The sequence below is a fragment of the Paenibacillus macerans genome (assembly GCF_050565405.1).
GTDB lineage: Bacteria > Bacillota > Bacilli > Paenibacillales > Paenibacillaceae > Fontibacillus > Fontibacillus macerans_B.
On record NZ_JBNYYG010000021.1, the window covers coordinates 35,675 to 57,430 of the forward strand.

General features: G+C 57.4%; 17 protein-coding genes, 1 pseudogene and 1 riboswitch. Of the genes and pseudogenes, 9 read left to right on the top strand and 9 right to left on the bottom strand.

The genetic code is table 11. The features are described 5' to 3' along the window. Positions 1-44: 44 nt before the first annotated feature. Genes ACQ4N8_RS14335 through ACQ4N8_RS14350 form a run of 4 tightly spaced genes read left to right on the top strand, consistent with a single transcriptional unit; the run spans position 45 to position 4,328 of the window. Positions 45-815, top strand: a complete 771-nt coding sequence (locus ACQ4N8_RS14335) for an ABC transporter ATP-binding protein (RefSeq protein WP_430705059.1) — start codon at positions 45-47, stop codon at positions 813-815. Then, complete coding sequence (locus ACQ4N8_RS14340; RefSeq protein ID WP_430705060.1) at positions 790-2,796, top strand: ABC transporter permease; 2,007 nt, start codon at positions 790-792, stop codon at positions 2,794-2,796. Before ACQ4N8_RS14335 ends, ACQ4N8_RS14340 begins: the two co-directional genes overlap by 26 nt. A 19-nt stretch (positions 2,797-2,815) precedes the next feature. Continuing rightward, the gene (locus ACQ4N8_RS14345; RefSeq protein WP_430705061.1) at positions 2,816-3,457 is read left to right on the top strand and encodes a DedA family protein; all 642 of its coding nucleotides are present in this window, start codon (positions 2,816-2,818) and stop codon (positions 3,455-3,457) included. A gap of 34 nt (positions 3,458-3,491) precedes the next feature. Further along, the gene (locus ACQ4N8_RS14350; RefSeq protein ID WP_430705062.1) at positions 3,492-4,328 is read left to right on the top strand and encodes an undecaprenyl-diphosphate phosphatase; all 837 of its coding nucleotides are present in this window, start codon (positions 3,492-3,494) and stop codon (positions 4,326-4,328) included. 298 nt (positions 4,329-4,626) lie between these two features. Here ACQ4N8_RS14350 and gcvPB read toward each other — a convergent pair whose 3' ends face one another. From gcvPB to gcvT, 3 genes are read right to left on the bottom strand one after another with little or no spacing between them, the layout of a single operon-like run. After that, positions 4,627-6,147 (bottom strand): aminomethyl-transferring glycine dehydrogenase subunit GcvPB, encoded by a 1,521-nt coding sequence (gene gcvPB, locus ACQ4N8_RS14355; protein WP_430705063.1) that lies wholly within the window; start codon positions 6,145-6,147, stop codon positions 4,627-4,629. Beyond that, on the bottom strand, positions 6,135-7,499 hold the full coding sequence (gene gcvPA, locus ACQ4N8_RS14360; protein WP_430705064.1) for an aminomethyl-transferring glycine dehydrogenase subunit GcvPA: 1,365 nt from the start codon (positions 7,497-7,499) through the stop codon (positions 6,135-6,137). The genes gcvPB and gcvPA overlap by 13 nt, the downstream gene beginning before the upstream one ends. Before the next feature lie 19 nt (positions 7,500-7,518). Beyond that, a complete protein-coding gene (gcvT, locus tag ACQ4N8_RS14365; RefSeq protein WP_430705065.1) occupies positions 7,519-8,652 on the bottom strand; it encodes a glycine cleavage system aminomethyltransferase GcvT in 1,134 nt (377 codons plus the stop codon). 276 nt (positions 8,653-8,928) lie between these two features. Continuing rightward, positions 8,929-9,030: riboswitch (glycine riboswitch) on the bottom strand. A 271-nt stretch (positions 9,031-9,301) separates the two neighbouring features. On the opposite strand from gcvT, the gene gcvH reads away from it, so the two are divergent. Beyond that, positions 9,302-9,697 carry a glycine cleavage system protein GcvH gene (gcvH, locus tag ACQ4N8_RS14370; RefSeq protein ID WP_430705066.1) on the top strand — a complete coding sequence of 132 codons (396 nt, stop codon included), beginning with the start codon at positions 9,302-9,304 and terminating at the stop codon, positions 9,695-9,697. Between the two features lie 75 nt (positions 9,698-9,772). Here the strand turns inward: gcvH and mtnB are convergent, their stop codons facing one another. The 4 genes from mtnB to proB are packed head-to-tail and all read right to left on the bottom strand — an operon-like array spanning position 9,773 to position 13,776. Further along, entirely contained in the window at positions 9,773-10,423 is a 651-nt protein-coding gene (gene mtnB, locus ACQ4N8_RS14375; protein WP_430705098.1) for a methylthioribulose 1-phosphate dehydratase, read from the bottom strand. A gap of 45 nt (positions 10,424-10,468) precedes the next feature. Next, positions 10,469-11,329, bottom strand: a complete 861-nt coding sequence (gene proC, locus ACQ4N8_RS14380) for a pyrroline-5-carboxylate reductase (protein ID WP_430705067.1) — start codon at positions 11,327-11,329, stop codon at positions 10,469-10,471. A 60-nt stretch (positions 11,330-11,389) separates the two neighbouring features. Beyond that, positions 11,390-12,637, bottom strand: coding sequence for a glutamate-5-semialdehyde dehydrogenase (locus tag ACQ4N8_RS14385; RefSeq protein WP_430705068.1), 1,248 nt, complete (start codon positions 12,635-12,637; stop codon positions 11,390-11,392). 32 nt (positions 12,638-12,669) lie between these two features. Further along, positions 12,670-13,776, bottom strand: a complete 1,107-nt coding sequence (proB, locus tag ACQ4N8_RS14390) for a glutamate 5-kinase (RefSeq protein WP_430705069.1) — start codon at positions 13,774-13,776, stop codon at positions 12,670-12,672. 599 nt (positions 13,777-14,375) lie between these two features. On the opposite strand from proB, the gene ACQ4N8_RS14395 reads away from it, so the two are divergent. Beyond that, positions 14,376-15,194 (top strand): carbon-nitrogen family hydrolase, encoded by an 819-nt coding sequence (locus ACQ4N8_RS14395; protein ID WP_430705070.1) that lies wholly within the window; start codon positions 14,376-14,378, stop codon positions 15,192-15,194. On the opposite strand, the gene ACQ4N8_RS14400 is transcribed toward ACQ4N8_RS14395, so the two are convergent. Continuing rightward, positions 15,182-16,105: a LysR family transcriptional regulator gene (locus ACQ4N8_RS14400; RefSeq protein ID WP_430705071.1), complete on the bottom strand. Its 924-nt coding sequence runs from the start codon at positions 16,103-16,105 to the stop codon at positions 15,182-15,184. The genes ACQ4N8_RS14395 and ACQ4N8_RS14400 overlap by 13 nt on opposite strands. Positions 16,106-16,304: 199 nt before the next feature. Between ACQ4N8_RS14400 and lepB the strand changes: the two genes are divergently transcribed. Beyond that, positions 16,305-16,865 carry a signal peptidase I gene (lepB, locus tag ACQ4N8_RS14405; RefSeq protein WP_430705072.1) on the top strand — a complete coding sequence of 187 codons (561 nt, stop codon included), beginning with the start codon at positions 16,305-16,307 and terminating at the stop codon, positions 16,863-16,865. 72 nt (positions 16,866-16,937) lie between these two features. On the opposite strand, the pseudogene ant(6) reads toward lepB, so the two are convergent. After that, positions 16,938-17,775, bottom strand: a pseudogene (gene ant(6), locus ACQ4N8_RS14410) (aminoglycoside 6-adenylyltransferase). 195 nt (positions 17,776-17,970) lie between these two features. On the opposite strand from ant(6), the gene ACQ4N8_RS14415 reads away from it, so the two are divergent. Beyond that, positions 17,971-18,903, top strand: coding sequence for an AEC family transporter (locus ACQ4N8_RS14415; RefSeq protein ID WP_430705099.1), 933 nt, complete (start codon positions 17,971-17,973; stop codon positions 18,901-18,903). Positions 18,904-19,275: 372 nt separating this feature from the next. Then, a complete protein-coding gene (locus tag ACQ4N8_RS14420) occupies positions 19,276-21,735 on the top strand; it encodes a family 43 glycosylhydrolase (protein ID WP_430705073.1) in 2,460 nt (819 codons plus the stop codon). Positions 21,736-21,756: the final 21 nt, after the last annotated feature.

Consider the following 21,756-nt stretch of genomic DNA (forward strand, 5'->3'; position numbering starts at 1 on the left):
TATATAATTAAGACATCCCAAGCGAGATAAAGGAGCGCACGGCAATGGCCATCTTGGAAGTACGGGCGTTATCGAAAATATACGAAGGCAAAATCGCCACCAAAGCCTTGGACGGCGTGTCCTTCAAGATCGAAGCCGGAGAATTCGTCGGCATCATGGGACCGTCCGGCAGCGGAAAGACGACGCTGCTGAACGTGATCGCCACCATCGACGAACCGACCTCCGGCGAGGTGATCCTGAATGGGCAAGACCCGCATCGGATGGCCAAGGAGCAGACGGCCTTGTTCCGGCGGCGGGAGCTGGGGTTCATTTTTCAGCATTTCAATCTGCTGGATACGCTCACGGCGGAGGAGAATATCGTCCTGCCGCTTACGCTGGACGGCGTACCCGTCCCGGAAATGAAGGCCCGTGCCTGGGAGATGGCGCGGCGCCTCGGGATCGAGGAGATTTTGCCCAAGCATACCTATGAAATGTCGGGCGGACAAATGCAGCGGACAGCGATCGCCCGGGCGATGATTCACGAGCCTTCGCTCATTTTGGCCGACGAGCCGACCGGCAATCTGGATTCCAAATCGTCGCGGGGCGTGATGGAGGCGTTCGCCGCCATGAATGAATCGTACCGGGCGACGGTCATGATGGTGACGCATGACGCGCTGGCGGCCAGTTATTGTCACCGGGTGATTTTTATCAAGGACGGCAAGCTCTACAACGAAATGTATCGCGGGAATAACCGGCAGGCCTTTTTCCAGAAAATCATCGACATGATGTCGCTGCTGGGAGGGGACAGCCATGACCTTTCGTCAATTCGCCTTTAACAATGTGCTGCGGAACAAACGGACGTATGCCGCTTATTTCCTGAGCAGCTCGTTTTCCGTCATGATCTTTTTCGTCTGCGCCTTGTTCCTGTTCCATCCCGGTCTCCAGGAACAGGTCGCGTACCGTTCGGCGGTGCTGGTGTTATCGTCAGCGGAAGTCATCATGTACGTGTTTTGCTTTTTCTTCGTGATTTATTCCGTTGGTTCGTTCCTGCGTTCCCGCAAACGCGAATTCGGGATTCTGCTGCTGCACGGCATGACCGAGAAACAGCTGCGCAAGCTGGTTTTCCTGGAAAACATGCTGATCGGCGCGGGCTCGATGGTTTGCGGCATCGTTGAAGGGTTGCTGACGGCGAAGCTGTTCCTGATGGCCGGATCCAACCTGCTGGGCGTCACCCAGCTTGCGTTCCATGTGCCATGGTCCGGTTTGCTGCTGACGGTGGCGGCGTTTTCGCTGTTGTTCCTGCTGATCTCGCTTTGCACGACGCTGCTGCTGGGGTCAAACCGGCTGATCGAGTTGTTTCAGGCGGAAATGAAACCGGCGCCGCCGCCGCAGGCATCCGCGGTCCTGTCGCTGCTCGGGGCCCTGCTGCTGGGCGCGAGCTATGCGTTGGCGTCGACGGCGACGGCGTCGAACGTGCTGATCCGCATGCTGCCGGTGACGGCGATGACGATCGCGGGGACGTATTTTTTCTACACGCAGCTTAGCGTCTTCCTGATCCAGCTCGCGAAGCGGCGGCTCGGCTTCTATTGGCGCAGGACGAATCTGGTGACCGTGTCGGGCCTGGCCTACCGGATGAAGGAAAACGCGCGGATGTTTTTCCTGGTAACGGTGATCTCTACGGTGACCTTTTGCGCGGTGGGTGCCTTTGCGTCGGTCAATCGGCTGGCGGACGAATTCGAGCAGGATTATCCGGTGGAGATCGGCTACGTAGCCAAGGCGGGCAGCCGGCTGGAAGAGGAGCATTTGCAGCGGATTCGCGGCGAGCTGGAAGCCAAAGGGATCGCATATCGGACGGAAAGCCTGCCGGTCTATGTCGCGGAGGTCGCCTCCTCGACGACGGCGTCGCCGGTGGAGCGGATGCCGTTGATCGCTTTTTCCGATTATGTCCGGGCGTTGGCGGCGGCAGGCATTGAGGTTTCCGAAGAGCCGCCCGGCATGAATGAAGCGATGGTGCTGCTGAGCTCGGAACGGGAAAGGCCGCTGCTGAAGCAGCGAGCGCCGGCCAGCTATGTATTTGCCGATAGCGGTGGCCTGGAGGTGCGGGAAATCGGATTAACGCAGCATGTGGCGATTCCGGAATCCCTGATCGAGCCCACCGGCGACGATTGGGATGGGAATTTCTCCGGTTTGGTCGTTAACGATAAGCTGCCGGCGCGGCTCGGGGCTGGTACGGATGCCGATGCGAGGAAGAATACGGGGCCTTTGGCGGATACGGAGTCATCGCTGCGAATCGATCGCTTTACCGGATTCTACGCGGACCGTCCGGAACTGACCCGCGGCATGGCGGCGGAGTTGACGGACAACGGCAAAATGAGGTACGACATGGATCGGCCTTATACGTTGACGGTAAGCGGTACCTTATATGAGGTGCAGCGGACGACGTACCGGGCGTTGTTGTTTTTCGCCCTGCTGGTCGGCACGGTCTTTTTCATCGCGGCGGGAAGCTTTCTCTACTTCCGGCTGTACAGCGATTTGGCGTACGACCGGCGGCAGTATGGGGCGATGGCCAAGCTCGGTTTGACGGAGCGGGAGCTCACCCGGATCGTGACGCGCCAGGTGGGACTGCTGTTTTTCGTTCCAATCGCGCTGGCGATGGTGCACAGCCTATTTGCTTTTAAGGCGATGCAGAGTTATTTCAACTTCTCCGTCGCTTGGCAGACCGTCGTAATTCTAACCAGCTTTTTGCTGGCGCAAGTGGCCTATTTCTTCATGATCCGGGCCCGGTATTTGCGCAATGTAAAAAAAGCGATTCGATAAATCCTACTGGAGGTACAACGTGGAAAACTGGATTACGGAGTTTATGGAGCAGTTCGGGTATTTCGGCATCTTTTTGCTCATCGCCCTGGAAAATGTGTTTCCTCCCATCCCGTCGGAAGTCATCTTGACGTTCGGGGGATTTATGACGACTTACTCCAGCCTCACGCCGGTTGGGGTGATTATCGCCTCCACCGTGGGCTCGGTTTTCGGCGCGGTCATTTTGTACGGTATCGGTTATCTGGTTAACGTCGACCGGCTGGAAGGCTGGATCGGCCGTTACGGCCGGATACTCCGCCTGAAGAAAGAGGACATCCGCCGGGCGGACGCCTGGTTTGACCGGTACGGTTATTGGACGGTGCTGTTCTGCCGGATGATTCCACTGATCCGCAGCCTGATTTCCATCCCGGCGGGGATGTCGAAAATGAAGTTTAGCTTGTTCCTGTTGTTTACGACGATAGGGACGCTGATTTGGAACGTGGCCCTGGTGATGCTCGGAGCCGCCGTCGGCGGTTCGTGGGAACAAATCGTCGAGTTCATGGACGTCTACTCGAATATCGCCTATGGCGTAATCGGACTCGGCGTATTGATCCTGCTGATGATTTGGCTGCGACGCAGAAAAGGCGCGGCCGCCGAACGGCAAAGCCGGGGGCAGGAGAACTAGGATAAAATAGAAAGATAAAGGAGAAACCGATACGATGAGTTTTCTGGATTTGCTTAAAGCGATAATTTTGGGCTTGGTGGAAGGGTTGACGGAGTTTGCTCCGGTCTCGTCCACGGGGCATATGATCATTGTCGACGACATGTGGCTGCAAACCGAGCAGCTGCTGGCTTCGAAATACGTAGCCAATACCTTTAAAGTCGTGATTCAGCTCGGCTCGATATTGGCCGTCCTGGTCGTGTTCCGGAACCGGTTTATCGATTTGCTGGGACTGTCGCGGTTTATGCCGGAGAAGACTCGGCAGGAAGGGCCGCGACTCAAGTTGATGCAAGTGATCGTCGGGCTGATTCCCGCCGGGATCCTCGGTGTCCTGTTCGAGGACTTCATCGATGAGCATCTGTTCTCAACGGCAACGGTGTTGATCGGTTTGGTGCTTGGCGCATTGTTGATGATAGCCGCCGACCGTTTCGCCCCCAAGCGGGCCAAGGTGGAGACCGTCGATCAAATCACGTACAAGCAGGCGTTTACGATCGGCCTGGTGCAGTGCCTGTCGATCTGGCCGGGCTTCTCGCGCTCGGGATCGACCATTTCCGGCGGGGTGCTGCTGGGCCTCAGCCACCGCGCGGCCGCCGATTTCACTTTCATTATGGCAGTGCCGATCATGGCGGGAGCCAGCGCGATCTCACTGGTGAAGAACCTGGAGTATTTCACGCCTGAGGCGTTGCCGTTTTTCGTGGTTGGTTTCATCAGCGCCTTCGTGTTTGCCTTGCTGTCGATCCGCTTTTTCCTGAAGCTGATCAACCGGATCAAGCTGGTGCCGTTTGCGGTATATCGCATTTTGCTGGCCATCGTGATTTGGGTCGTGTATTTCTAAGCAAGGACGAGCGTGATGGGAGAGTAGTAGTTGTAAAACGTACAACATTTTCGCCCCTCCATTCAGAGTTTAGGCCGAATTGTTGCATAAAGTACAACTTTTTCGCGGGATAGAGGCATGTTTAGGCGAAAGTGGTGCATGAAATACAATATTCTCCATCGAACCATAAAAAATCGTTCAAATTGTTGTACGCAATGCAACATTGTCCGAAGGGGCGCAGATAAATGAAGGGATGCTGCTTAAAGCGGCATCCCTTGTTGCATTGTAGAACATCGACTTCCTTGGAACCGTTCCGCGATTACCCGCAAGCGCAGTTCAACACCGGCTTCCGGGCGGCGCCGGTTTCGTCCAGGCGCGTCACCGGCGTCGTGTACGGTGCGTTCAGCAGGATTTCCGGGTTCGTCTCTGCCTCTTTAGCGATGGCGATCATGACGTCGATGAAGCCGTCGAGCGTTTCCTTGCTTTCGGTTTCCGTCGGCTCGATCATGATGCATTCCTCGACGTTCAAAGGGAAATAGATGGTCGGCGGGTGATAACCGAAGTCGAGCAGCCGCTTGGCGACGTCGAGCGTGCGGATGCCGTATTTGGCCAGCCCGCTGCCGGACATGACGAACTCGTGCTTGCACACGTCCGGGTATGGCATTTCGAAGTAAGGGGCCAAGCGCTTCATCATGTAATTGGCGTTGAGCACGGCGTTTTCCGATACCTGGCGAAGACCTTCCGGACCCAGGGTGCGGATGTAGGCATAGGCGCGAACGAGGATGCCGAAGTTGCCGTAATAAGCTTTGACCCGGCCGATCGAGCGGGATGTTCCGCCGTCTCCGTCTCCGGCCCTATCGGTCGATCCTTCGGCGCGGCTGCCGCGAATCGCATATTTGCCGGATTCGTTCTTGACGACCGTCGGCTGCGGCAAGAAAGGGGCGAGCAGCTTCTTCACGCCGACCGGACCGGCGCCGGGGCCGCCGCCGCCGTGCGGCGTGCTCATCGTTTTGTGCAGGTTGAGGTGCACGACGTCGAAGCCCATGTCGCCGGGGCGCGTGATGCCCATAATGGCGTTCGAGTTGGCGCCGTCGTAATACAGCAGGCCGCCGGCCGCATGCACGATGTCGGCGATCTGCCCGATTTGCTCCTCGAACAGGCCCAGCGTGTTCGGGTTGGTCAGCATCAACGCCGCCGTGTCATCGCCCACGGCTGCCCGGAGGGCGTCCAAATCGACCATGCCTCGTGCGGTCGAAGGGAGGGTCACCGTCTCGAAGCCGGCGACCGAAGCGCTGGCCGGGTTCGTGCCGTGTGAGGAGTCGGGCACGATCACTTTCGTTCGCTTATCGCCGCGGCTTTCGTGGTAGGCGCGGATCATCATCAAACCCGTCCATTCCCCGTGGGCTCCCGCCGCCGGTTGCAGCGTCACCTCGTCCATGCCGGTGATTCCGGCCAGATCCTGCTGGAGGCGGTACATCAGTTCGAGCGCTCCCTGCAAGCTTTCCTCCGGTTGGTAGGGGTGGATTTTGGCCAAGCCGGGATACCTTGCGACATCCTCGTTAATCTTCGGATTGTATTTCATCGTGCAGGAGCCCAGCGGATAAAACCCGTTATCCACGCCGAAGTTGCGGCGGGATAAAGCGGTGTAGTGACGGATGACATCCACCTCGTACACCTCGGGAAAAGCCAAACCGTCGGCGCGCAGCATTTCCTGAGGCACCAATTCCCCCGCAGGGACGGCGGGAACGTCGCATTCCGGCAGGGAGTAGCCGATCCGGCCGGGGCGGCTGCGCTCAAAAATCAGCAATTCATCCGGTTTCGTATCTTTTATTTCGAGCATATCGATTCCTCCATTACGCTGGCGAATTGGTCGATTTCCGCTTTGCTGCGTTTTTCCGTCACGGCGATCAGCACATGGCCGGCCAGTTCGGGATAACTGCGGCCGAGATCGTAGCCGCCGATAAATCCGGCCTCCAGCAGTTTTCGCTGCAGACGTTCCGGTTCGGTGCCTTCCGGCAGGCGAAGCACGAATTCATTAAAGACCGGAGCAGGGAAGGCCAGGCTCACTCCCGGGATGGAAGAGAGGCGCGTTTTGGCATAATGGCTTTTTTGCAAATTGAGCTCCGCGGCCACGGCCATGCCTTGTTTCCCCATCACCGACAAATAAACGGAAGCGGCGAGAGCAAGCAGCGCCTGATTGGAGCAAATGTTGGAGGTCGCCTTCTCGCGGCGGATATGCTGCTCGCGCGCTTGCAGCGTCAGCACGAACCCGCGTTTGCCGCTCCGGTCGGTTGTTTGTCCCACGATCCGGCCAGGCATCCGGCGCATATAGGCTTCCGACACGGCGAAAAATCCGCAGGTCGGGCCGCCGAAGGAAGGCGCCAGCCCAAGCGGCTGCGCGTCGCCGACGACGATGTCGGCCCCCAGCTTGCCCGGGGCTTCGAGCAGGCCCAGCGACAGCGGGTTGCTGCTGACGATCAGCAGGCCGCCGTGCGCATGGATCAGCTCGCCGATGGCGCGGATATCTTCGATGGAACCGAAGAAGTTCGGGCTTTGGATCAACACGGCGGCGGTGTCTCCCGAAATGGCCGAGACCAGCGCCTCGCGATCGGTGACGCCGCTATCCCAGCCAACCTCGACCAGTTCAAGATTGAGCCCATGCGCATAAGTCGCCAGCACCTCACGGGCTTCGGGATGCACGGCCCGCGAGACGACAAGCTGCTTGCGCCGGGTAGCGGCAGCGGCCAAAGAGCCGGCCTCCGCAAGGGCCGTAGCGCCGTCGTACATGCTGGCATTGGCGACCTTGAGGCCGGTCAGCTCGCAGATGTAGGATTGGAACTCGAAAATCGCCTGCAGCTCGCCTTGGCTGATTTCCGGTTGATACGGCGTATAAGCCGTGTAAAATTCGGAACGGGAGACGACGTGCTGAATCACGGACGGGATATGATGGTCATAAAGTCCTGCGCCCAGGAAGCTGGCATAACGGTCGGTATCGGCATTGCGCGCGGCCAGCGCCGACATATGCCGGGTTAGCGCGTATTCGTCCAGCCGGGAAGATACCGGCAACTCGCCCTTGAAGCGAATATCCTCCGGAATATCCTTAAACAGCGCGTCGACGGAATCAACGCCGATGGTCGCGAGCATTTCCGTTCGGTCTTGTTCGGTTAACGGCAGGTAACGGTGTTTCAACATAGGTTTCTGAATGCTCCTTTCACCGCTTGGCGGATGGGTTTCGGCGATAAAACGGCAGCGGGACGACCTTGGCCTTGAGCTGCTTGCCGCGGATATCGACTTCAAGCAGGGTGCCGGCGGCGGCATGCGCGCTTTCGATGAGCGCCATGCCGAGATTTTTCTTCAACGTCGGCGATTGCGTGCCCGTGGTCACTTCTCCGATCGGCAAGCCGGAGCCATCGGCAAACACCGGGTAATGCGTGCGCGGAATGCCGCGATCGAGCATTTCCAGGCCTACCAGCTTGCGCGGGATGCCTTCCTCGCGCTGCTTGATTAACGCGTCGCGCCCGATGAAGTCGTCTTTCTCCAATTTGACGAACCGGAGCACGCCGGCTTCGAGCGGGGAAATCGTCGGCGACAGCTCCTGCCCGTACAGCGGCAGGCAGGCTTCGAAGCGCAGCGTGTCCCGCGCCCCAAGCCCGGCGGGAATCAGCCCTTGGGCTTCCCCGGCATCCATCAGCGCGTTCCACAGCGCTTGAGCGTGCTCCGCCGCAACGTACAGCTCAAATCCGTCCTCGCCGGTGTAGCCCGTGCGCGAGAGCAGCGCCTGGATGCCGCCGACCCGCGTCCTCGGGTAAAATGTGAACGGGCGCAACGCGCCGGGATCTTTCTCCTCCGCGCAAAGCGGGGAGAGGATGGAGGCGGAAAGCGGACCTTGCAAGGCGAGGAGGGCCGTTTCGTTGGAGGCATTGCGCATCGTTACGCCTTCGGCGGGAAGATGCTGCTGCAGCCAATCCCAATCCTTCTCGATGTTGGAGGCATTAACGACAAGCATGTATTCGCCTTCGTCCAGTTTATAGACCAGCAAATCGTCAACGACGCCGCCGTCCGGGTAACAAAGCAAGGTGTATTGGGCTTTTCCCGGTTCAAGCAAGGTAATGTCGTTCGTCGTCATCCGCTGCAAGAAGCTTTCCGCTTCGGGGCCTACGGCGTAAAACTCGCCCATATGTGACACGTCGAACAAACCGGCCCGATCGCGTACCGCCTCGTGCTCCTTCTGAATGCCGCTGAACTGCACCGGCAGCTCCCAGCCGCCGAAATCGATGCAGCGGACGCCTTCGTAACGTGCGTAACAGGAATAAAGCGGCGTTTGGTGCAATTGGGGTTCGGACATCATGATCACCTCGTTTGGCCTGATCGGCCATAGTTCACTGCTTTTCCCTATAAAAATAAAAGGACAGGCCAAGAAATTCCGTTCGGCGCGACCTGATACGATACGCTGACTCACGGATTTTCATCGGCTCTGTCCCTTGTACCTGAGAGTTACCCTGCGCCGGAACGCGAGTGATCGTAATCCCTCGACGCCATCGAAAACAGGTTTCCCCTTGGGTGATTCGCGTTACAGGTGTTTGAACAATCAACCCCTATAGGCAAATTCTCTCCAGAGATGCGTCCGGCAGAAGTCCTTTTGCCTGAGAGATTCACCGCGACCGCGGCTTGCTCCTTCGGCGTTACAGTACTTCGGAATTGTAATCTCTCCCTCTGCCATCAACCGCAGTTTACACATCTCATTAATACTCAAAATACGCCTCTATGTCAATAAAGTTATCATAAAAATTTTTAATATTTTTCATTTTCAGAGAAGGCAACGCTTACATCTTATCAACTCTATTAATTGTGTTAATAATATTGACATGAGAGCTAGGTTTGGAATAATCTGAACGAGAAATGCAAAATGATTCATGATGAACCGCGGTTGTTGTCTTTTTTCTAACGCGCCAACGTTGGACTTCATAATCCAGTTTGAAAGAGGAGGAAATAGCTTGGCCAGTGAGATCAGGGAAAATGTGTGGTACAGCGACGATCATGAATGGGTACTTGACATGGGGGACGGTACGGTGAAAATCGGCATCTCCGACGTGGCCCAACACCGCCTCGGCGATATCGTATTCGTGGAGCTGCCGGACCCGGGACAGGAGATTGAAGCCCAGGACGGCATCGGCACGATCGAATCGGTCAAAACGGTGGCCGATCTGTTTACGCCGGTCAGCGGAACCGTGCTCGCGGTCAACGGAGAGCTGGATGCGTCGCCGGAGCTCGTCAACGAAGAGCCCTATGACGGGGGATGGATGGTGCATATCCGGCTGAAGGAAGATCCGAACATCGCGTTCTCCAAGCTGATGGATTCGAAGGCATACGGCGAATTCCTCGAAAGGTAAGCGCAAGCCACGCGCAAAAAAATAAACTCGCGGCACGAAGGAACGAATGCATGCCGCGGGTTTGTTTGGCGTGCGTCAGCGTTTGGGCGGAAGCTGGATCGAACGGTGCAGCACCTCGAAAATAAATTCGAACGCCTCAAGACGGCATCGGGCCTCGTTGGCGTTTTGGCCCCAGGCATAAATGCCGTGACCACGCAGCAATATGCCGGGAATCCGGGTGTCGAGCGCGCGGGGAATCCTCTTGGCGATGGCGGAAATCTCGGCATGGTTGGGCAGGATGGGCACGCGAATGGCCGCATTTTCTTCCCCGATGCCCAGCTCCTTGATCGATTCAATCCCTTGCGCCGGCACGTAACCTTCATCGCCGTAATATTCGCTGAGCACATTGTTCATCACCGTATGGGCGTGAATGATCGCGCCGCTTCCGGTCATCCGGTAGATTTTGGCATGGATGGGCGTATCGGCGACGGGCTCGAGCCGGGTCGCTTCGCACGGTTCGCCGGCGGCGTCCACGAACAGGAAGCCCTCGGGAGCAGGCGCCGATATGTTCTTGCCGCCGGATGCGACGGCAAAATAAAAGTCGCTCGGCGCAAAATCGCCCACTCGAACCGACAAACTGCCGCCGATATCCGGAAATCGGCTGCGTTCGGCAAATTGCTCATGAAAGCCGCGCAGCTCGCCAAGAGCGGCTTGTTTCTCCTCCCATGGAATCGCGCTGAACGTCACGGTTGCCATCTCCCTTCCCGCGTTTGAAAATCGTCTTCGACTATCCTACAATAAGGCCGCTTTTACGGCTTCGCCCATTTCCATGGAACGCTCGGCGGCCCGGTGCACGGCGGCCCGCACGCTCGGCTGGAAGCGGCCGCTTTCCAGCACCGCGATCGCGGCCTGCGTGGAGCCGTTCGGCGAAGTGATGTCCGCCCGCAGCTTGGCCGGTTCTTCGCCGGTTTCGGCCATCATCAGGGCGGCGCCAAGCACCGTCTGTACCGTCAGCTCGCGCGATTGCGCCGCCGACAAGCCGCCTTGGATGCCGGCTTCGATCATGGCTTCCATCAAGTAATATACATATGCCGGGCCGCTGCCGGATACTCCGGTCAGAATTTCCATCTGTTCTTCGGGAATGACGCTGACCATGCCTACCGCTTCGAACATCGACAATACCTGGGACTGCTGCGTCTCCGTCGTTTCGGCGGAGAAGGAGATGCCGGTCGCGCCTTGTCCGATCGAGCAGGACGTATTCGGCATCGTGCGGGCGATCGGCGCCTTGGCGCGAAGCAGCGCCTGGATCGTCGAGATGGACAGGCCGGCGATCAGGGAGACGATCAGCTGGTTCTCGCGCAGCAGTGGGCCGAGCCCGGTTAACGCTTCGCCGGCGTCTTTCGGCTTCATGGCGAGGACGATGATCGAAGCTTCCTGCAAATGGCGGTGTTTGGCCTCGTCTTCGATCGCGGTCGCCACGCCGTAGGTGTCCGATAAATACGCGAGCCGCTCCTTGCTGGAGCGGTTCAGCATGGCGATCCGGTCCGCGTCGGCAACATGCTTGCCGAGCAGGCCGCGAACGATCGCTTCGGCCATCGAGCCGGCTCCGTAGAAGCAGATGGAGGAAGCCGCCAAAGAAAGATTCGTGTTCATAGTTATGACCTCCTGAGATGTGGGTGGGTGGATTGCGAAAAGAGGAAGGGCATCCGGGCGTTATTGCCGGATTTGCCCGTTCCCCTGGATGATGTATTTGCTGGACGTCAGCGCCGTAAGCCCCATTGGGCCGCGGGCATGCAGTTTTTGCGTGCTGATGCCGATCTCGGCGCCAAAGCCGAATTCGAAACCGTCCGTAAAGCGGGTGGACGCGTTATGATATACCGCGGCCGCATCCACCTCCTGCTGAAACCGTTCGGCGTTGCCGCCGTCTTCCGTCACGATGCATTCCGAATGATTGGTGCCGAACCTGGCGATATGCGCCAGCGCATCGTCCAGACGGCCGACGATTTTGACGTTAAGAATGTAATCGTTGTACTCGGTCGCGTAGTCGTCATCCGTGGCCTGAACGGCCCAGGGCACAAGGCGTCTGGTCGCTTCGCAGCCTCTGAGCTCGACGCCGGCTTCCTTGAAGCGGTTCGCCAGGTCGTTGAGATGGCGGGAGGCGAAGTCCTCGTGGACGAGCAGCGTCTCCATCGAGTTGCAAACGGAGGGGCGCTGCACCTTGGCGTTTAATGCGATGGCCGCCGACATTTCGGCGTCGGCCGTAGCGTCCAGATAGGTGTGGCAAATGCCGGCACCGGTTTCGATCACCGGGACGGTGGCGTTTTGCACGACGTTTTGAATCAGCGAACTGCCGCCGCGCGGAATCACGACGTCGAGCAGCCCGTTCAGCTTGAGCATTTCGTCGACGGAAGAACGGCTCGGGTCCTCGATCAGCTGTACGGCAGCTTCCGGGATGGCGGTGCCGGCCAAAGCTCCGTGAATGATCTCCACGATTTTGCGGTTCGAGGAGAGGGCGGAGGACCCGCCGCGCAGCACGACGGCGTTGCCGGTTTTCAGGCATAACCCCATCGCGTCGACGGTCACGTTCGGCCGGGCTTCGTATATGATCCCGATCACGCCGAGCGGCACGCGGCGCTTGACGATATGCAGCCCGTTCGGGCGGTCGATCGTTTCCAGCACGTCTCCGACGGGATCGGGCAGCGCGGCGATTTGCCGTAAGCCTTCGGCGATGCCTTCGATGCGCTCCCGGGTTAAAGCGAGCCGATCCAGCATGGCGGAAGAGGTGCCGATGTCCCGTCCCCGCTGCAAGTCCTCTTCGTTGGCCGCAATGATGGCGGCGCTGCCTTCGACGAGCGCCTCCGCCGCCGCCAGGAGCGCTTCGTTTTTCTGCGCGGTCGTCAAACGGTTTAATGCAGATACGGCGCTGCCGGCCTGTTCGGCTTTTTGTCTCACTTCACTCATGGGTCAAACCCTCCTTCATCCATGTTCCCAAATTATGATTTTAGCGAAATCCACTCATCCCGGTGGATAACCTCGAGGCGGTGGACGACTTCCATTTTTTTGATGACTTCGGCGCTGGGGAGTCCCAGGATATCAAGCAGCTGGTCCGCGTCGTAATTGACGATCCCGCGGCCGAGCACCTCGCCCCCGGCATTGGCCACCTCAACAACGTCGCCGGTGTGGAAGTGCCCGTTGGCGGCTTTGACGCCGACCGGCAGCAGGCTGCGTCCGCCGTGGATCAGCGCGTCCTCCGCGCCGGCATCGACCGTCAGCGTCCCGATCGGGGTGGAAAAAAAGCCGAGCCACTGTTTTTTGCGCGGCAGCGCCGCCCCGTGCGCTTCGAAATAGGTGCCTTTTCCGTCGCCCTGCAAGGCGGCCCGCAGATCGCCCGGCTCCGCCACTTTGCCGACGAAGACGGGAACCCCGCCGATCGAAGCGATTTTGGCGGCATCGATCTTCGAACGCATGCCGCCCGTGCCCACGGCGGAGCCGGCGCCGCCGGCGATGGCGTAGATCTCGCCGGTAATTTCCGCCACGCGGCCGATGCGCGTGGCGGCGGGATCCAGGCGAGGATCCTTGGTGTATAGCCCGTCCATGTCCGTCAGGATGAGCAGGTGATCAGCCCGGATCAGATTGGCGACGAGGGCGGACAACGTGTCGTTGTCGCCGAATTTCAACTCGTCCAGCGACACGGTATCGTTTTCGTTGATGATCGGCAGCACGTTTCTTTTCAGCAGCTCCTCGATCGCCATGCTGGCGTTGCCGGTCCGTTTACGGTTCTGAAAATCGGATCGGGTGAGCAGCACCTGGGCCGCCGACACCTCGTGCCCGGCGAGCGCTTCGCGGTAGCTTTGCATCAGGAGCGCTTGGCCGACGGCGGCCGCAGCCTGCTTCTCATGCAGCAGCTTCGGCCGCTCGGGGTAGCCGATCTCGCGGAAGCCGGCGGCTACCGCGCCGGAGGTGACGAGCAGCGGCTGGTAACCGCTGCGGATCAACCCGGCCAGCTCGGTCGCGAAATAGGCGATGGCGTCCCGGTTTAAACCTCCTTCCGACGATGTCAGCGAACTGCTTCCGATTTTAACGACGATACGACGCAGCATGGGGATCACTCCTAAATCTTGGTTGAAATTGCAGGATGGAGCTGGTTGCCGGCGTTTGTTGCCGGCAGTTTGTTGCCTAACGACACGGGAGCCGCTAATGGTGGAAAGAACGGTCTTTTTCGAACTGACGGACAGAGGAGCCGGCTTCCCGGGGCCTCCCAGAAAAACAAAAAAACTCCCGCCTTTGCATGCAAAGGACGAAAGTGTGACTTCCGCGGTACCACCTTTATTGATGAGGTTCTCATCCGACTCGAATGCCCGGTAACAGGGGCGCTGTCCGGCTTGGGGCCGGCCGCTCGGGGATAGGGTTCGGAAAGGGCAAGCATGTAAATTCTCGCAGCCGATGGAATTTACTCTCTGGGCGCCGCATTCTTTCGTACTGGTCCCGTCCTAGCGTTTAACGAATATCTGCAAACGATATGAATTAATGTTAGAATACCATGCGTTTCGCGGCTTTGCAAAGGAAAGGCGTAATTCGGGCGCGTTTTTTCGCAAATCAAGCGAGTTATCGCGTTGTGCCTTGCGTACTTGGGAGCGCCCCCGTTAAGATGGACTCAAGTTACGAAAGTCATGACACGCGAAGGGAGGGGCATTACGCTATGGCCGATTTGACGGAGCAACGAACAAACTGGCGGATCGCTTTGATTCAAAGCGATATTGCCCTGGGCGAGCCGGCGCGAAATCGCGAGAGGCTGGAAAGCGCCATGGAGCGGGCGGCTGAGGCTCCGGCCAAGCCTGACGTGATCGTGCTGCCCGAAATGTGGAATACCGGGTACGCCTTGACGGAAATCGCGCGGCTTGCCGATCCCGAAGGGCGGGAGAGTCGCGCGTGGCTGTCGGCATTTGCGGCGCGGCACGGGATCAACGTGGTAGCCGGATCGATCGCAGAGAAACGGAGCGGTCAGGTGTTCAACACGATGCGGGTGTTCGACCGTTCGGGTCAGGAGGCGGGCAGCTACGCGAAAATCCATCTGTTTCGGTTGATGGAGGAAGAGAAGTTCCTGAGCCCGGGCGAGCGGTGCGTCACCTTTGAGCTGGACGGCATTCAGGCGGGAGCATCCATCTGTTACGACATCCGCTTCCCGGAACTGGCCCGCACCCTGGCCCTTCAAGGCGCGAAGCTGCTGTTCGTGCCGGCGGAATGGCCGCATCCCCGCCTGCATCATTGGCGTACGCTGCTGATGGCCCGGGCCATCGAAAACCAGATGTACGTCATCGCCTGCAATCGAACGGGGAGCAGCGGCAAAGACGACTTTTTCGGCCATTCCCTGATCATCGACCCGTGGGGCGACGTTATCGCGGAGGGCGGGGAAGGAGAGGAAATCGTCGGCGTTACCATCGATCTGACGCTGGTCGACCAGGTCCGCCGCCGCATTCCCGTCTTTGCCGACCGCCGCCCCGGCCTTTATGAGTTATAAAGCGACTCGCGCCGCTCCATCGTCGCCTTGAACGTGTCGATGAACGCTTCCGCGGCCTTAGACAAATAACGGCCTTTGCGGTAGGCGATTACAAGCGTCCGGCTCGGGACGGGTTCGGCCAGCGGCAAATAGGCCGGGATCAGCTCGCTGCGTTTGGCCCGGGCGATAAACCGCGGAACGAGCGTGATGCCCATGCCGGCCGCGACCAGCGACTGTACGGTTTCGATGTTGTTGCTCTCGAACACCACGTTCGGCTCGAAGCCGGCGCTGCGGCACAGGTCGACCGTCAGCTTGCGGAACCCCTGGCCCTTTTTGAGGACGATAAACGGCTCTTCCTGAAGCAGCGCCAGCTTGACGCCATGCTCCATGACTCCCGGGAGTTTCGTCAGCCGATGGCCCTGCGGGACCGCCAAATCGATGATCTCCTCGCCGATCGGCACGTAGGAGAGCGTCGGCTCCTGCAGCGGCAAGGAGAGCAGGCTGAGATCGGTGCCGCCGCCGGCCGTCAGCTTCTCCAGGTTCAGCGAGGTATCCTCCAGCAGGGTGACCTGGATGTCCGGGTAGTTTTCCTTAAAAGCGGGAAGGACGTAAGGCAGCAGGTGGGAGCCGGTAATCGGCATGCTGCCGACCACGACGCGCCCGGCGCGCAATTGGGAGATATCGTCCATTTCCTGGCGGAGCTGGGCGACGGCGTCCATGATTTTTTGCGCATGCTCGATAAAGCTGGCCCCGGCGTAAGTCAGCTCAACGGTGCTCGTATTGCGCTGGAACAGCTTTACCCCGAGCTCCTGCTCGAGCTTGGAGAGCTGCTGGCTGAGCGAAGGCTGGGCGATATGCAGCTTGTCGGCGGCGCGGGAGAAATTTTTCTCCTCGGCGATTTGCAAAGTGTACTGAAGTTGGCGAAGTTCCATGCGTGTTAACCCCTTTATTTCTTATAAGTAGAACCTATAACTAGACTATATCATATAGGGTGAAATAATTCATCGATCGCAAGAGGCGAGGGGCGGTTCGCGATACGGGGTGAATTCTGGGATTAACTGCCAAGTTTGTCTTCCCGTATCGCTTCCCGTTATAATAGAGTCAAACATCGAGTGGGTGGAGGTTTTTCGCTTGAAACGGAAAAGATGGTGGAAAGAAATCAGCGGCTGGGGCGTCTCGATTGCCCTTGGCTTCGTGCTTAGCATGATTATCGGCATTTTTATTATTCAGCCCTATAAGGTAGACGGACATTCCATGGAACCGACCTTAAACGACAATCAGCGGATTTACGCCTGGAAGTTTACGCATGTGCTCGAGAAGCTGCCGGCCTATGGCGATATCGTCATTATCGACAGCCGCGTGGACCGGAGCCGCACCTTCTGGGACGATGTGAAGGAACACCCGATCATCACCTGGCTTTCCGGGGAGGAAGAGAAAGATATTTTCTACGTCAAAAGAGTGATCGGTTTGCCCGGCGATATGATCGAAGTGAAGGATGGCCACGTGTTCCGCAACGGAGAGCAGCTGCAAGAGTCTTACATTAAGGAGCAAATGATTGACGGGACGGCCCAGGTATGGGAGGTTCCCGAAAATCACGTGTTCGTGATGGGGGACAACCGGAACAACAGCAACGACAGCCGCAGCATCGGTCCGGTGCCGCTGGATCATGTGATGGGCATCGATTCGTTTTAAATAAGCTCTGGTTGTATTATGGTTCCAAAAACAAGACCCGCCTCTATAGGCGGGTTATTTGCGTGGTCGCGTTTACATACGTTCCGTATACTTCGTGATAGCCGCATCGTCATCCGGATATTTATATCCGAGAGCTTTTGCCACGGCTTTTGAGTATTTCCTGAACAATACGTAACATGTTAATAAAGACCGCCATATTTCCGGATACCCATTCTTGGAATAAGTGGATAGCAAAGCCTCCCAATCTTCAATCGGCAGGTAACGAGGGATGAATTTGTAGTTTTTCCCGACGCTAAAGGCATATCCTTGTCGAACCGATTTGCCAAGCCATCATTCGCAATAAATTAGGACGTGCTATCTCGCTTAAATGGTCTATGGCAAAAAGGATTTCTTTTCTCGCTAATCCTTTTACGACGTAAGTGGAAACCATCCAAAACTCATTGCAACAATCATCAAATTCTCTTGCGGTCGGCTTTCTGATCCAGTACTGCCGATCGTTCGCGATCACTTCGTTTTTGATCAACGCATCCTTATCGGACAAGACCTCGACCAAACCGTCGCTCGCCGCAAAATAATCCTCCAGCTCGTTTAATGGAATCAGGGTAAGGTCCAATTTATTTCCATCCTCGAAAAGAATCAAGTATGAAAACCAGTTGCCCAATTCCGGAGGAAAAAGCTCCATGTCCTCGGGTTTTTGCATCATGAGGCGACGGCCGAAACCATCGAGCCATCGATCGTTTTCTTTGAAGGAATCCAAATCCGTCACGAAATAGGAAATGTCGTAATCCTGGAATGCATCGGGGGGAATCCTTTTGTTCGTACGCGATCCTTCCAAAGTAACCAATCGGATTCTCTCATCGTTCCTTGCGAAATCCAAAATGAGGTTCATCATTTCTTGTTCGCTTCTCAAATCTATTGTCCTCCGTTTCCGCCTTTTTCTTGCCATAATCCCATTCTTCGCCGAGAACGCGGAAGTTGGCCGATCTATGGCGGAAATCGAGAGGTATAGGCAATGGCTATCAATGGTATTGCTTTCTGGTCTTGGACGATGCGAGGAACGGAGTTTAAAATAGGGGGCAGCAAAAAGAGAGAGGAGGTTTCGGCCCTGCTGCAAACCGTGTTGTCCACTTTGCTCCATGTCATCGTGCCGTTGTCGGTCCCGGTCGCCGCCGGCGCGCTTCTGGCGCGGTTCCGCGCCTGGGACACGAAGCCCCTGCTGACGTTGTACCTGTACGTGTTAAGTCCGGCGATCATTTTCGACACGCTCCGAAACGCTCATATTACTTCGGATGAACTTTACAGCACCATCGCTTTCTCCCTGGTGAATCTGCTGCTGATGTGGGGCGTGGCCAAGGCGGCGGGGATCGTCGGCCGGCTGGATCAGCCGGAAGCCGCCGGTTTGACGCTGATCTCGACTTTGACGAACAGCGCCAATTACGGGTTGCCGCTCGTGCTGCTCGCCTTCGGCCAGTTGGGGTTGGACAAAGCCTCGGTGTACGTCATTACGCAAATGATTATCGTCAATACGGTCGGCGTATATTTCGCCGCGCGATCCAGCTTTTCCGTGAAAAGCGCGGTCAAATCCGTATTTGCTTTGCCGGCGGTCTACGCGGCGGCGTTAGCCGTGTTTTTGAAAATCGCCGGACTGCACCTGGCCGCCGAGCTGGAGCAGGGTATTTCTATGGTAGCGGACGCCTATTCGCCGGTCGTGCTGACGATCCTGGGCGCCCAAATGACCAAGGTCGGACGCCCGGATGCCAAACGGGTGAAACCGGCGGCATTTTGGACGGGCCTGGCGGTTCGTTTGGCCATAGCGCCGATCATGGCCTACGCAGCCTTGAAGCTGCTGGGCATTACCGGCACGCTGTTTTCCGTGCTGTTCATCCTGGCCTCGATGCCGGTCGCGGTCAATGCTGTCGTGCTGGCCGAACGCTTCGACGCCGCTCCCGGCCTGGTGTCCAAATGCATCGTCTGGACGACGCTCGCTTCATTTCTTGCGCTCCCGGCGCTGCTGGTGCTCGCCCGGGCCATCAACTAAAGCGGCGCTCAAGTCCTACGTCCACCGGATTTTGCAGAAGTTTGGCTGCGAGGACCGGACCCAGGTCGTCGTGATGGCACTGCGCGGAGGTTTGGTGAAGTAATCCGGAGACGCGCGAATATCGTGCCAAGCCATACCCAATAAGGTCTGTGGGGCCGTTATAACTTGCCTTCTTGGCCCATGCGAATCTATTTCTTGAGATTTTATTCTAATATTATTAGAATAAAATCTCTTTTTTTATTTATTATATTCATAAAATCGGTATGAAAACGTTGACATAATGGATTTATGAACGTATAATCAGCTCGAAATAAACATAAATATTGGAATAAAACAAATGATTGAATTTCTCTAGGGTTAAGGGGGAGAGCCATGAGAAAAGCGTGCTGGGCGGGACTCTTGATCATCGGTTTGGGGATTGGGGGAGCCGGATGCGACTCTATGGGGCAGGACGCGAAAAGCCAGCCAGCCCAAATTCGTACTTATACGAACCCGATCACGCTGCCTGATGAATGGGAGCAATATGGATTGGGCGATCCGTTCGTATTCTCCTATAACGGATATTATTACTTATATGTAAGTACGAGAGATACGGACGCAGGGGTTAAGGTATGGAGCTCGGTCGATTTGGCAGAGTGGAAGTATGAAGGGTTGTGTACGGAGGATCCGATCACGACGGCTGCCTATGCTCCGGAAGTGAGATATTGGAACGGGAAGTTTTATATGTATACCTCACCGGCCGGTCAAGGGCATTACGTGCTGGAGAGCGACTTGCCGACCGGGCCATTCCGCGTGGCGACGGATAATTTCGGCCGTACGATCGACGGTTCGACTTTCGTGGATGACGATGGTAAGTGGTATTTTTACTACGCCGGCTCGATGGGGATCCAAGCCGCTCCTATGACCGATCCGCTCACCGTCGCTCCGGGAGAAACGCAAACGGGGGCTTACATGGGAGGTTGGACGGAAGGTCCGACGGTTTTCAAGCGAAACGGAAAATATTACATGACTTATACAGGAAATCATGTGTTCAGCAACGGTTACCGGGTGAATGCGGCGGTAAGCGATTCTCCGCTCACGGGATTCGCAGGCTTTGATGGCAATCCGGTACTCCTCCATTCAGACGGTGCGACGGTGGGCCTGGGCCACAATTCGATCGTGACCGGTCCTGATTTGGACACGCAATATATGATGTATCACAATCTGGAGGGGCCCGGTATCGTCGGTCCGCTCCGGCATTTGAACATGGATCGCCTGGTCTGGAACGGAAGCCGCTTCAAGGTATACGGGCCGACGGAGGGTCCGCAACCCGCGCCTGAGCCGCCGTCCTTCAGCGACCGATTTGAAAGAAGTGAAATCGGGGATGATTGGAAAAAAACAGGGGAAGGCGAATGGTCCGTGAACGCGGCGGAAGGTCTGATCGCCGCTGCTCAAGGGAAACAAGGGCGTTCCTTGCTGCTGGCGGAACCGAGGACCGAATCCGACTATACCGCGGAGTTTCATGTACAGCTGCGTTCGGAAAGCCAAGGAAGCAAAGCGGGTCTTGTTTTCTCCTATCAGGACGATGAAAGCTACGGCATCGTTCTGCTGGATGGTCAATCCCGCGAAATCAAGGCCGAGCTGTACCGGCAAGGAAAAACCGCCGCCGTGGAAAAGCAGCCGATTCCGGACGGCCTTGATCTCGGCACCCTGCAAAATTTGCGGCTGGAAGTTCAGAACCAAGCGGTCCGCGTGCATGCCGCGGGCATGCTTCTCCTCTCGCTCCAACTGGAGGAAGCGGCCGGAGCGGGGCAAATCGGTTACGCCGCTGAAAACACCGACGCCCGTTTCGGATACGCTGCCTTCAGCAATAAAGTAAACGGAAGCGGCGATCGGTTGGCCTACGCCCCCTTGCCTGGCCAAGTTGATGCCGTTCATGCGGAAAATGCGGAGGCGGTTACTGCCGCTGCCGCTGACGAGAATGGCGGTTACTACCTCGCCGAGCTGGCGGAAGGCACAAGCTTAAGCTATCGTGTGAACGTATCCAGCGAAGGGAGCTACAGCCTTCATTTTCGCATAGCCCCCGGTTCGCAAGGCGTCAAGTTCAGCCTCTCGGACGGGAACAAGGAGGCGGCGCCTGCCGTCGAAGTGAAACCTCCCGGGAATCCGGGGCAATGGAAGACGGTATCGTTCCATGGAGTGAAACTTGAAAGCGGTCTGCAAACGCTGAAGCTGAAAGTGAAGGAAGGTTCCATGGATTTTGCCTGGATGGAGGCGAGCGAATTCGCGCCCGTCAAGGAATTCAAGGACGGGTTTGACGGCAAAAACGCTTTCGGCTGGATCCGTTATGAAGGAGTTTGGTCCGTGAAGGACGGCCATCTGCGCGCATCGTCGCTGCAACCGGCAAAAATCGTAACCGGTGAATATGGCTGGACGGATTATTCGGTGGAAGCCGACCTTGCCGTACCCGCGGAAGGCGGACAGAGCGGCCTGTTGATCCGGGTTACGGACCCTGCGAACGGGCTGGAGCTGAACCAAAACCGCGATGATTTCCTGCGGGGATATTATGTTTATGCGGACGGAGCCCGCATCCATCTCGTAAAGCATGATTACGATACGGAGCCTCTGGCGGACGCGGCATACCCTCTGCCGCATGCGGGGGAATCGATTCGCCTGAAAGTTACCGCCGTCGGAACGCGAATTGCGGTCTATGCCGACAACGGCAACGAGCCGGTGTTGGAATACGAAGACCGTAGCGATAGACCGTTCCTGCATGGCAAGATCGGGCTGAAGTCCATTGCAACGGCTTCCCGGTTCGATGAGGTTCAGATTCGCCCGCTTGATGTTCAGTAACGGGGCTTAAGTTGATAGCGC

What these genes read in the sequence shown, in the direction of transcription:
- gcvPA (WP_430705064.1), bottom strand. Translation starts at nt 7,499, where the DNA reads ATGTTGAAACACCGTTACCTGCCGTTAACCGAACAAGACCGAACGGAA.
- proB (WP_430705069.1), bottom strand. Translation starts at nt 13,776, where the DNA reads ATGCTGCGTCGTATCGTCGTTAAAATCGGAAGCAGTTCGCTGACATCG.
- ACQ4N8_RS14420 (WP_430705073.1), top strand. Translation starts at nt 19,276, where the DNA reads ATGAGAAAAGCGTGCTGGGCGGGACTCTTGATCATCGGTTTGGGGATT.
- ACQ4N8_RS14350 (WP_430705062.1), top strand. Translation starts at nt 3,492, where the DNA reads ATGAGTTTTCTGGATTTGCTTAAAGCGATAATTTTGGGCTTGGTGGAA.
- proC (WP_430705067.1), bottom strand. Translation starts at nt 11,329, where the DNA reads ATGAACACGAATCTTTCTTTGGCGGCTTCCTCCATCTGCTTCTACGGA.
- gcvPB (WP_430705063.1), bottom strand. Translation starts at nt 6,147, where the DNA reads ATGCTCGAAATAAAAGATACGAAACCGGATGAATTGCTGATTTTTGAG.
- ACQ4N8_RS14400 (WP_430705071.1), bottom strand. Translation starts at nt 16,105, where the DNA reads ATGGAACTTCGCCAACTTCAGTACACTTTGCAAATCGCCGAGGAGAAA.
- gcvT (WP_430705065.1), bottom strand. Translation starts at nt 8,652, where the DNA reads ATGTCCGAACCCCAATTGCACCAAACGCCGCTTTATTCCTGTTACGCA.
- ACQ4N8_RS14340 (WP_430705060.1), top strand. Translation starts at nt 790, where the DNA reads ATGACCTTTCGTCAATTCGCCTTTAACAATGTGCTGCGGAACAAACGG.
- ACQ4N8_RS14335 (WP_430705059.1), top strand. Translation starts at nt 45, where the DNA reads ATGGCCATCTTGGAAGTACGGGCGTTATCGAAAATATACGAAGGCAAA.
- ACQ4N8_RS14385 (WP_430705068.1), bottom strand. Translation starts at nt 12,637, where the DNA reads ATGAGTGAAGTGAGACAAAAAGCCGAACAGGCCGGCAGCGCCGTATCT.
- ACQ4N8_RS14395 (WP_430705070.1), top strand. Translation starts at nt 14,376, where the DNA reads ATGGCCGATTTGACGGAGCAACGAACAAACTGGCGGATCGCTTTGATT.